At 66.2% G+C, this 10140-nt stretch carries 7 protein-coding genes and 1 riboswitch; of the genes, 6 read left to right on the top strand and 1 reads right to left on the bottom strand.

Annotation, left to right across the window (positions count from 1 at the left end; translation table 11 throughout):
* Positions 1 to 446: 446 nt before the first annotated feature.
* On the bottom strand, positions 447 to 2312 hold the full coding sequence (gene ilvD, locus CS006_RS09510; protein ID WP_100511574.1) for a dihydroxy-acid dehydratase: 1866 nt from the start codon (positions 2310 to 2312) through the stop codon (positions 447 to 449).
* A 157-nt stretch (positions 2313 to 2469) separates the two neighbouring features.
* Between ilvD and rpoZ the strand changes: the two genes are divergently transcribed.
* The 6 genes from rpoZ (at position 2470) to CS006_RS09480 (ending at position 9987) form a co-directional block, all read left to right on the top strand.
* On the top strand, positions 2470 to 2754 hold the full coding sequence (gene rpoZ, locus CS006_RS09505) for a DNA-directed RNA polymerase subunit omega (RefSeq protein ID WP_100511573.1): 285 nt from the start codon (positions 2470 to 2472) through the stop codon (positions 2752 to 2754).
* A gap of 269 nt (positions 2755 to 3023) precedes the next feature.
* Positions 3024 to 3082: riboswitch (SAM riboswitch) on the top strand.
* Positions 3078 to 4301 (top strand): methionine adenosyltransferase, encoded by a 1224-nt coding sequence (gene metK / locus CS006_RS09500; protein ID WP_100511572.1) that lies wholly within the window; start codon positions 3078 to 3080, stop codon positions 4299 to 4301. It overlaps the preceding riboswitch by 5 nt.
* 128 nt (positions 4302 to 4429) lie before the next feature.
* A complete protein-coding gene (locus CS006_RS09495) occupies positions 4430 to 6631 on the top strand; it encodes a primosomal protein N' (protein WP_100511571.1) in 2202 nt (733 codons plus the stop codon).
* Positions 6632 to 6700: 69 nt separating this feature from the next.
* Entirely contained in the window at positions 6701 to 7414 is a 714-nt protein-coding gene (locus tag CS006_RS09490; protein ID WP_100511570.1) for an HAD family hydrolase, read from the top strand.
* A gap of 79 nt (positions 7415 to 7493) precedes the next feature.
* Positions 7494 to 8456, top strand: coding sequence for a methionyl-tRNA formyltransferase (fmt, locus tag CS006_RS09485; protein WP_100511569.1), 963 nt, complete (start codon positions 7494 to 7496; stop codon positions 8454 to 8456).
* Positions 8449 to 9987 (top strand): RsmB/NOP family class I SAM-dependent RNA methyltransferase, encoded by a 1539-nt coding sequence (locus CS006_RS09480; protein ID WP_100511568.1) that lies wholly within the window; start codon positions 8449 to 8451, stop codon positions 9985 to 9987. Before fmt ends, CS006_RS09480 begins: the two co-directional genes overlap by 8 nt.
* The last annotated feature ends 153 nt before the right edge of the window (positions 9988 to 10140 follow it).

The raw sequence follows: 10140 nt of genomic DNA, 5'->3' as shown, positions 1-10140 counted from the left end.
CCGACAGGGTGTGGGAGAGTAGCACGCCGCCGCAACCAAACTTCACGAAGGCCCCCTGGAAGCATCCAGGGGGCCTTCTTCCATATGCCCTTCCCTTTCATCATCCTTCCCCTTCATCATCCTTCCCCTTCATCATCCTTCCCCTTCATCATCCTTCCTTTTTTCAGCCCCCTCTCCCCATCATCCTTTGAACTGCGTTTGTAAAGCACAACGTATGGATGAACTGCAAAGTCTGGAAGCGATGAATCCTGGACATGAGTATATGAATGCATGAATACACGGGCATAATATGCGTGTGAACGATGCGGATCATGGTAGAAGAAAACGCACCATGACGGAAGAGAAAAAGGGGAGGAGACGGATTCATAGAAGAAAGAAATAAATTAAGGGCCTGTATGCGTTTCGAAACGCATACAAGCCCTAATTATTAGCGGCTTAAATGCCTATCAGGCGAGGCCGGAGAGCTTGTTGATGAGCTCCGGGTCGCGCGTGGCGCCCTTGTCGGCGGAACGCGCGAAGGCGGCGTAGGCCTTGAGGGCCTGCGACACCTTGCGGTCACGATGGGCCACGTAGCCGTCACCGGCTTCGAGCTCGCGACGACGCTCGGCGAGCTGCTCGTCGGTCAGCTCCACGTTCACCGTGCGGGCCTCGATATCGATGTTGATGATGTCGCCGTTCTTGATGAGCGCCACCGGTCCCTTGTTCGCCGCCTCGGGAGCCATGTGGCCGATGGCCAGACCGGAGGAGCCGCCGGAGTAGCGGCCGTCGGTGAGCATGGCCACCTGCTTGCCGATGCCCTTGCCCTTGACGAACGACGTCGGGTACAGCATCTCCTGCATGCCCGGGCCGCCCTTCGGACCCTCGTAACGGATCACCAGCGCCATGCCCGGCTTCAGGGTGTCGTTGAGGATGACCTCGATGGCCTGCTCCTGGGACTCGACCACCAGAGCCGGTCCACGGAACTTCCAGATCTCCTGCGGCACGCCGGCGGTCTTCACCACGCAGCCGTCGGGGGCAAGGTTGCCGCGCAGCACGGCGAGACCGCCCTCGTGGATCTCCGGATGGTCGATGTCGTGGATGGCGCCGTGCTCGCGATCGGTGTCGAGCGAGTCGAACGTGGTCTCATGCGTCCACGGCTCGGGGGAGATGATGTGGCCCGGAGCGGCCTTGTACATCTTCTTGGCCTCCTCGGTGCAGGTGGGACGCATGATGTCCCAGGCGTCGAGCTTGGCCTCCAGCGACGGGTAGTCGATGGAATGAACGTCCTGATGCAGCTTGCCGGCGCGGTCGAGTTCGCCGAGGATGCCGGTGATGCCACCGGCGCGATGCACATCGGAGATCTCCCACTTGCCGGACGGCGAGGCCTTGCAGATGCAGGGCACGGTGTGCGAGATGCGCTCGATGTCGTCCAGCGTGAAGTCCACGTCGGCGGACTGCGCCATGGCGAGGATGTGCAGCACGGTGTTCGTGGAGCCGCCCATGGCCACGTCCATGGTCATGGCGTTCTCGAACGCGTGCTTCGTGGCGATGGAGCGCGGCAGCACGGAATCGTCGTCATCGTGGTAGTACTGGTTCGCGATCTTCACGACCTGCTGCGCGGCGCGCTTGAACAGGTCCTTGCGGTACTTGTGCGAGGCGAGGATCGTGCCGTTGCCCGGCAGGGCCAGACCGATGGCCTCGGTGAGGCAGTTCATCGAGTTGGCGGTGAACATGCCGGCGCAGGAGCCGCACGTCGGGCACACGGTCTTCTCGTAGTTGAGCAGGTCCTCCTCGGAGACGTTGTCGTCGGCGGAGGCGTACATCACGGAGATGAGGTCGGTGTTCTTCTTCACGGTGCCGTCGGCGAGCACCGTGGTGCCGGCCTCCATCGGGCCGCCGGAGACGAACACGGTCGGGATGTTGAGTCGCAGCGCGGCCATGAGCATGCCGGGGACGACCTTGTCGCAGTTCGGGATGCAGATCAGGGCGTCGGCGCAGTGCGCGTTCACCTGGTATTCGACGGTGTCGGCGATGATGTCGCGGGAGGGCAGCGAGTACAGCATGCCGGTGTGGCCCATGGCGATGCCGTCGTCGACGGCCATGGTGTTGAACTCGCGCGGGATGCCGCCGGCCTCCTTGATGGCTTCGGAGACGATGCGTCCGACCTTGTTCAGGTGCACATGGCCCGGGAGGAACTCATCGAAGGAGTTGGCGATGGCGATGATGGGCTTCTTGCCCATATCCTTACCGTCGACACCAGCGGCGCGGTAGAGGGCGCGAGCGCCCGCGAATACACGTCCATTCATTAGTTTTGCAGATCGCATTTCTGTCATGCCTACCATTCAACCATTGGGGATGGGCGCGCGCTCATGCTAGTGTCGATATATGGAAGGATTTTCACATTAGGTCTTCACAAAACGGCCGATATGGGGTAAAATCCACTCGCCTAGGAAAGTACGTACGGTAAATTTTCAAGTTTGGAGAGCTCTCATGACACTCGGCACCAGCCCGGAACCTCAGGGCCTTGTGGATCCGCCCATCGATGATCTTATGCAGCACGCTGATTCGAAGTACGCCCTGGCGATCTTCGCCGCCAAGCGTGCCCGCCAGATCAATTCCTACTTCACGCAGCTGAACGAGGGCCTGCTGCAGAACGTCGGCCCGCTGGTCGAGTACCAGAACCAGGAGAAGCCGCTGTCCATCGCGTTCCGCGAGATCAACGACGGCCTGCTCGAGGAGACCCTCGGCGAGGACGACGTCAACGAAGGCAACTGATTCGTCTCGATGGACGTCTGATAAACGGGCGCCCGATAAACGATTGACGTTCGGCTGATGCTCTCGGCCGTCTGCGAAAATCGGCGACACGCTTGCCGACCGTGCGCATGTCGAGTAGAACTGAACGTCAGGAGCGAACGCACTGAGGCTCGCGCCGGCCATGTCCATGGCCAGGCACGAGCCTTTTTCATAGCCTACGTATACTCGTAGCCCCCAGCAGATTCGATATTCCGACGGCCACGCTCGACTCCCATAACAGAAGAAACAACCGTATCATTGTGCTTCGCCGTCAGGCGGGGCGATAAGTCCGAAAGAGGGATGATATGACCAATCAGGAGCGCAAGCTCATCTCCGCCGAATCCGTGACCGAGGGTCATCCGGACAAGGTATGCGACCAGATTTCCGATGAGATCCTCGACGACCTGCTGAGGCAGGATCCGCAGTCGCACGTCGCCGTCGAAACCTCCGCCGCCACGGGCGTGTTCCTCGTCTTCGGCGAGGTGACGTCCAAGGGCTATGTCGATGTGCAGTCCAAGGTGCGCGAAACGCTGCGCCGCATCGGCTACACGTCCTCCGAGGTCGGCCTTGACGCCGACTCCTGCGGCGTGATCGTCGCCATCACCGAACAGAGCTCCGAAATCAACCAGGGTGTGGCCCGTCTGACCGGCGAGGCGGAATCCGCCGCCAGCCGTGAGGAGCGATACGAGGCCCAGGGCGCCGGCGACCAGGGCGTGATGTTCGGCTACGCCACCGACGAGACCGACGTGCTCATGCCGCTGCCCGTCCATCTGGCGCACCGTCTCGCCTACCGTCTCGCCGAGGTGCGCAAGAGCGGCGAGGTGCCGCATCTGCGTCCGGACGGCAAGACGCAGGTCACCATCGAATACGACGAGGACAACAACCCGCTGCGCGTCGACACCGTGCTGATCTCCACGCAGCATGATCCCGAGGCCACGCACGAATGGCTCGAGGCCCAGCTGAAGGAGCACGTCATCGACCCCGTTCTCGACGAGGTGCTGGGCGATTCGCTCAGGCACGACGACTACCGTCAGCTCGTCAATCCGACCGGCTCGTTCGTGCTCGGCGGCCCGGCCGCCGACGCCGGACTCACCGGCCGCAAGATCATCGTCGACACCTACGGCGGCGCGGCCCACCATGGCGGCGGCGCGTTCAGCGGCAAGGACCCGTCGAAGGTGGATCGTTCCGCCGCGTATGCGATGCGCTGGGTCGCCAAGAACATCGTGGCCGCAGGCCTCGCGCATCGCGTCGAGGTCCAGGTGGCGTACGCCATCGGCGTGGCCGACCCCGTGTCCATCAACGTCGAGACGTTCGGCACCGAGATCGACGGCGTGACCCGCGAGCAGATCCAGCAGGCCGTGCGCAAGGTCTTCGACCTACGCCCCGCCGCCATCATCGACGAACTCGACCTCAAGCGTCCGATCTACGCGAAGACCGCCGCCTACGGCCACTTCGGCCGCACCGACGTCGAATTCCCGTGGGAGCGGACCGACAAGGTCGACGAACTCAAGGCCGCGATCGCGGAATAAAACCGCATATCGTCGCAAATAGGGCCGGCATGCCATTCGGATGGTCGGATGGCACGCCGGCCTTTGCGACTTTCGGACCGGTACCGACCTTGGAACGACGGAAACTCGGGGAATGATAGGGTGATGGCATGAGCGGGACGCATGCGGAGCAGCTGACGCTTGACGGCCTGGCGCCGCGGCGTCGGCGCAAGCGCGCGCCGGCGGAGAAGACCCCGGCGGCCGAGCATCCCATCGCCCGCGTCGTCATCGACGTGCAGGCTGCGCATCTCGGCCGCACCTTCGACTACCTCGTGGAGGAGAAGCAGTCGGAGGCGGCGCAGCCGGGCGTGCGCGTGCGCGTGCGATTCGGCGGCAAGCTGCTCGACGGGTTCATCTGGCAGCGAGCGGACGGCAGCGATACGCCCACGTCGTCGCTGCGGTTCCTCGAGCGCGTCGTGTCGCCGCGAATCATTCTGTCGGAGCAGATGCGCGAGGACATCACCCGCATCGCCGAGGCGTTCGGCGGCACACGCGCCAACATCCTGCGCGTGGCCGTCCCCCCGCGCAGCGCCAAGGTGGACAGGGAATACAAGCCGGGGGCCAGGGCGACGGCCTCCCGCGGCGAGGAACTGGCCACGATGCTCGACGAGCCGGTGGTCAAGGGCTTCTCCCGAATATCCTCGACATACGCCAACGCCGATAGGCTGCGCGAGGCGCTCGGCGGCAGGGGATACGGGCATGTCGTCTGGGACGATCTGCCCGGTCCGAGGCTATGGGCCAAGGATCTTGCCTGGGCGGCCGCGCTGACGCTGATGCGCGGACGGTCCGTCGTCATCGTGCTGCCCGACATGCGTCATGTGGCCGATATGCTCCGATGCCTGACCGCCTACGGCCTGCGACGGTTCGAGCCGGCCGCGAACGGCGTGTGGGGCGGCGACGTGGCGATACTGGGCTCCTCCATGGCTCCCGAACTGCGCTATCGCTCCTACATGGCCGTGGCCACCGGCGCGGTGCGGTGCGTCATCGGCCTGCGCGCCGCGATGTATGCGCCGGTCGAGGGGGCGGCGATGTTCGCCATCGTGGACGATGTGGCCTATCAGAACGCCGACGGGCTCATGCCCTACGCACAGGCGAGGGACGTGCTGCAGTTGAGGGCACGGGCCCACGGCGGGACGTTCATCGCCGCGGGGCATGCGCGAAGCCCCATAAGCCAATGGGAGTCGGACCACGACCCCTCGGTCGTGGACGTGCACGCCATGCCCTCGGCCGGCAAGGAATGCACGCCATGGATCCGGTGGCTGAACCGCGACGAACTCAACCGTCTGGAGGATCCCGCCATCGGCGCACGCGTGCCGCATGTGGCGGTGTCGGTGATGCAGCGGGCGCTGCGTTCCGGCCCAGTGCTGCTGTCCGTGCCGCATCGGGGAGCGGGAACCGTGCTGGCCTGTGCGCACTGCCACCGGCAGGCGCGTTGCCGCAGATGCTCCGGCCCGCTGCAGCGCATGCCGTCCGCGGCGCCCCAATGCCGATGGTGTGGCGCGGCGGCGGTCCACTGGCAGTGTCCCGCATGCTCATGCCCCCGGATGCGCGGCGTGCGCATCAGCGCCGAGGACACCATGAGGGAGCTGCAGGGGCTCGTACGCGGCGTGCCCATCATGATCTCCACCCCCGGCCAGCCCAGAGGCATCATCGAGGACGTGGCGGGCAAGCCCCAGCTGGTCATCGCCACGCCCGGAGCCGAGCCAAGGGTCATGCCGTTCGGCGAACGCGCCATACGCGGCTATCAGGCGGTCGTCATACTGGACGCATGGACCAGCCTGTATGCGGCGGGACTCGACGCCCGTATCGACACGCTCACCGCGTGGATGCGTGCGGCGGCGTTATGCGTGCCGCGAACACAGGGAGGACAGGTGCTGCTCGTCGGCGAGACCGATTCCGCGCTGGCGCAGTCGCTCATCACCTGGAATCCCCGGACGCTTGCCTCTCGGGAGCTTGACGAGCGCGGCCAGACCGTACTGCCGCCCACCGTGGGCGCCGCCGCCGTATGGGGGCAGCGGGGACCGGTGATGGGTCTGCTGGAACGCGTGGGGGCGCTGTATGGCGACCTGGCGGTCATCCACGCCGACGGCACCGACTGGCCGGCGGTGCTCGGCCCCGTGTCCATGGCTCCCGAGCCGACCGTGAGCCGGCAGCTCGACGGCACCGAGGACCGCGTCCGCGCGCTGATCAGGGTTCCACGGGAGCAACTGGGCGAGCTCGCGAAACGCCTGCATGCCGCCGCCGCCAAACACGCGGCGTCGCGCGAACGCGGGGAGCTGCGTTTCGCCGTCAGTCCCAAGGAAGTAATCTAATAAGCGGAAAGTCGTTCGCGCATCACGCTCCGACGGGCGCGGACAGCGGTCTGCAGGAAAGGACATGCCATGAAAGGTTGGCCGGGGGAACCCCAGATGGACTATGACGTGCTGGTCGGCGAGGGCAACGCCGCCGACGCGATGGGCAAGCCCATCAGGAACGTCATCTTCGACTTCGGCAACGTGCTCATCTACTGGAACCCGGAGGCGGCGCTGCTGCCCCGATACGACAAGGAGACCATCGACCGGTTCCTCGACAACGACATCTCGGGCTTCTACGACGCCAACGACCGCATGGACGCCGGCGCCACCACCGAGGAGGGCATCGCATGGCTGCGCGAGACCCACGGCGACAAGTGGGCCGACATGCTGCGCTACTATCTCGATAACTTCCGTGACTCCCTCATCGGCGTCGTGCCCGGCGCCCGCGTGCTCATCAACGACCTCAAGGCGGCCGGCATCGGAGTATGGGGACTGTCGAACTGGGAGGCGTCGCTGTTCCACATCGCCGAGGAGCAGTGCGACATCATCCAGCAGCTGGACGGCAAGCTCGTATCCGGCTTCGTGAAGCTGCGCAAGCCGCACAAGGAGATCTACGAGCGCGCGTTGCAGGACTTCGGCATCGACGCCGAAGGCAGCGTGTTCGTCGACGACAAGGCGATGAACGTGGTCGGCGCCAACGAGGCGGGCATCAGGGGAGTGCGCTTCTCCGACCCGCAGAAACTGCGCGAACTGCTCATCGCCAACGGCGTGGACATCCCCGCCGTGCAGTCCGTGCGATAGACCGACATAATACGGTTGCGTCATATACGATTCGCGGCCGTCAATCGAACCACCAGCGAGAAACCAAGGAAGGAACACACTGTTGAGGATTCTGTTCTGCGGCACCCCTGACGTCGCCGTACCGTCGCTGCGCGCATTGGCCGAGGCCGAAGGGCTGGAGGTCGCCTGCGTGCTCACCCGCCCCGACGCGCCCAAGGGCCGTGGCCGCAGGCTCACGCCCAGTCCCGTCAAGCAGGCGGCGCTCGAACTCGGCATCCCCGTCATTGACGCCAACCCCCGCGACCCCGGATTCGTGGACGAGCTCGCCCGATGGGACGTCGAGGCCGCCGCAGTGGTCGCCTACGGACGCATCCTGCCGCAGTCGGCGCTCGATGCCCTGCCCAAGGGCTGGTACAACCTCCACTTCTCCCTGTTGCCGCAGTGGCGGGGCGCCGCACCGGCGCAGCGGGCCATCTGGTCCGGCCAGCCCGGCACCGGAGCCACCGTGTTCCGCATCACCCTCGGCATGGACGAAGGCCCCATCCTGCTGCAGAACCACACCGAGATCGGCGGTCATGAGACCTCCGGAGAACTGCTTGCCGCCATGGCGGAAAGCGGCTCCGGACTGCTCGTCCAGGCCATGCGCTCGGTGGCCGACGGCACCGCGGAACCCAGGGAGCAGCCGGCGGAAGGCGTGACCATCGCCGACAAGATCCGCACCGAGGACGCCCATGTGTCCTTCGACGTGCCCGTGGAACAGGCCGACCGGCAGATCCGCGCATGCACGCCCGACCCCGGCGCCTGGTGCCGCTTCTCGCACAGCGCCGACGCCGAGGCGATCACCCTGCACATCCTCGCCGCCCGACCCGCCGACACCAGCCGCCCGAACGTCCCCGGCGACCTGCAGCCGGGTGTGCTGACCGCCGGCAAGAAGAACGTGTGGGTCGGCACCGCCACGGGGCCGCTGGAGCTGCTCGAGGTCAAGGCGCAGGGCAAGAAGGCCATGCGTGCTGCCGACTGGGCGCGCGGCGCGCATCTGGAAACGGGGGCGTACTGTGCCTGACGGTTACGGCTCCTCCCGTCCGGAACGCAGCCGGGACTCCCGCCGGCCCAAGCGCTCGCAACCGGGCTCCGGTGGCTCGCGCAGACCCGGCAACAAGCCCGCCTCCGATCCGAGGCTGATCGCCTATGACGCGACCCGCCGCATCAGCGAGGCCGACAGCTTCGCCAACCTGGTGCTGCCGAAGATGCTTGCGGCCAGCGGAACGGACTCCCGCGGCGCCGCCTTCGCCACCGAACTCGTATATGGCACGCAGCGTTGGCGTGGTCTGCTTGACGCCATCATCGCGGCGGCCGCGAAACGCCCGTGTACGGCCATCGACGGCAGACTGCTCGACGCGCTGCGTATCGGCGCGTTCCAGGCGCTGTTCATGGCGGTCGCCGACCATGCCGCCGTGTCGCAGACCGTCGACCTGGTGCGGCGCCGCGTCGGCTCGCATGCCGCGGGATTCGCCAATGCCGTCATGCGTCGGATCGCGGCCCGTTCCCGGCAGGAATGGGAATCCATCGTGGTCTCGCGCATCCCCCGCGAACAGGCGGGGGAGCGGCTGGCCATACGGTTCTCGCATCCCGCGTGGGTGGTCGACGAACTGACGAAGGCCTGGCTGGCCGCCGGTTACGACGGAACGGCCGGCTTCGAAACGAGCGATGACGCCGTGGCCGCCATGCTCGCCCGCGACAACGAGGCTCCGGACGTCACCCTGGTCGCCCGTCCCGGACTGACGGACAGGGACGAGCTGATCGCGTCCCTGCCCGAGCGGGCGCGCGCCGAGAACGGACGATGGAGCCCCTATGCGCTGCGCGTGCACGGAGTGAACCCCGAACACATCGACGCCGTGCAGGAGGGACGGGCCGGCGTGGAGGACGAAGGCAGCCAGCTGGCGGCCCTCGTCCTGGCCGAAGCCCCGCTCGGCGACATCGAAGCCGTCGAAGGCCCCGCCCAATGGCTCGACATGTGCGCGGGACCGGGCGGCAAGACCGCTCTGCTTGGCGCCCTTGCGGCCCGGCGCGGCGCACAGCTGACCGCCAACGAGCCGAGCCCGCATCGTGCCGGACTGGTGCGCGAGAACGTCGCGGCACTGCCCGAAGGCACCATGCGCGAGGTGAGCGAGCTCGACGGCCGCGTGATCGGATCGCGGACGCCGCAGCACTACGAGCGCATTCTGGTCGACGCGCCATGCTCCGGCCTGGGGTCGCTCCGTCGGCGTCCCGAGGCCCGGTGGCGCAAGCGGCCGGAGGACCTGACCGAGCTGGCCGAAGTGCAGCGGGGACTGCTGGCATCCGCATTGGACGCGTTGCTGCCCGGCGGCGTCGTAGCCTACGTCACCTGCTCGCCGGCACTGGCGGAGACTCGCGACATCGTCGACGCCGTGCTGGATGCGCGCGACGACGCCGAACGCATCGACGCCGTCGAGGTGCTGCGCGGCATCGACGCCGGCATCCCGCTGCCGTCGCGTCCCGGCGACGTGCAGCTGTTCGAGCATCTGCACGACACGGACCAGATGTTCATCAGCCTGATTCGACGCACGAGGTAAGTCGCATCGTATCGAGTCGAATGATGCGCCGACGGGACGGCGAGGGGCGGGCCGGATATTTCCGGGCCCGCCCCTCGCCGTCATGACGCGGTATGGCCGCCGCCGTCGGGATTCTCAGGATTCGATGAACTTGTCGATCTGCTTCTGCGATCC

The sequence above is a fragment of the Bifidobacterium primatium genome, from assembly GCF_002802875.1.
Classification (GTDB): Bacteria; Actinomycetota; Actinomycetes; order Actinomycetales; family Bifidobacteriaceae; genus Galliscardovia; species Galliscardovia primatium.
Note: the sequence above shows the minus strand (reverse complement) of the source record. Positions and strands in the feature narration are given on the sequence as shown.

Bases quoted from the DNA above. Each gene is read 5' to 3' on its own strand.
- rpoZ (WP_100511573.1), top strand. From the start codon at position 2,470: ATGACACTCGGCACCAGCCCGGAACCTCAGGGCCTTGTGGATCCGCCC.
- CS006_RS09490 (WP_100511570.1), top strand. From the start codon at position 6,701: ATGAAAGGTTGGCCGGGGGAACCCCAGATGGACTATGACGTGCTGGTC.
- CS006_RS09495 (WP_100511571.1), top strand. From the start codon at position 4,430: ATGAGCGGGACGCATGCGGAGCAGCTGACGCTTGACGGCCTGGCGCCG.
- ilvD (WP_100511574.1), bottom strand. From the start codon at position 2,312: ATGACAGAAATGCGATCTGCAAAACTAATGAATGGACGTGTATTCGCG.
- metK (WP_100511572.1), top strand. From the start codon at position 3,078: ATGACCAATCAGGAGCGCAAGCTCATCTCCGCCGAATCCGTGACCGAG.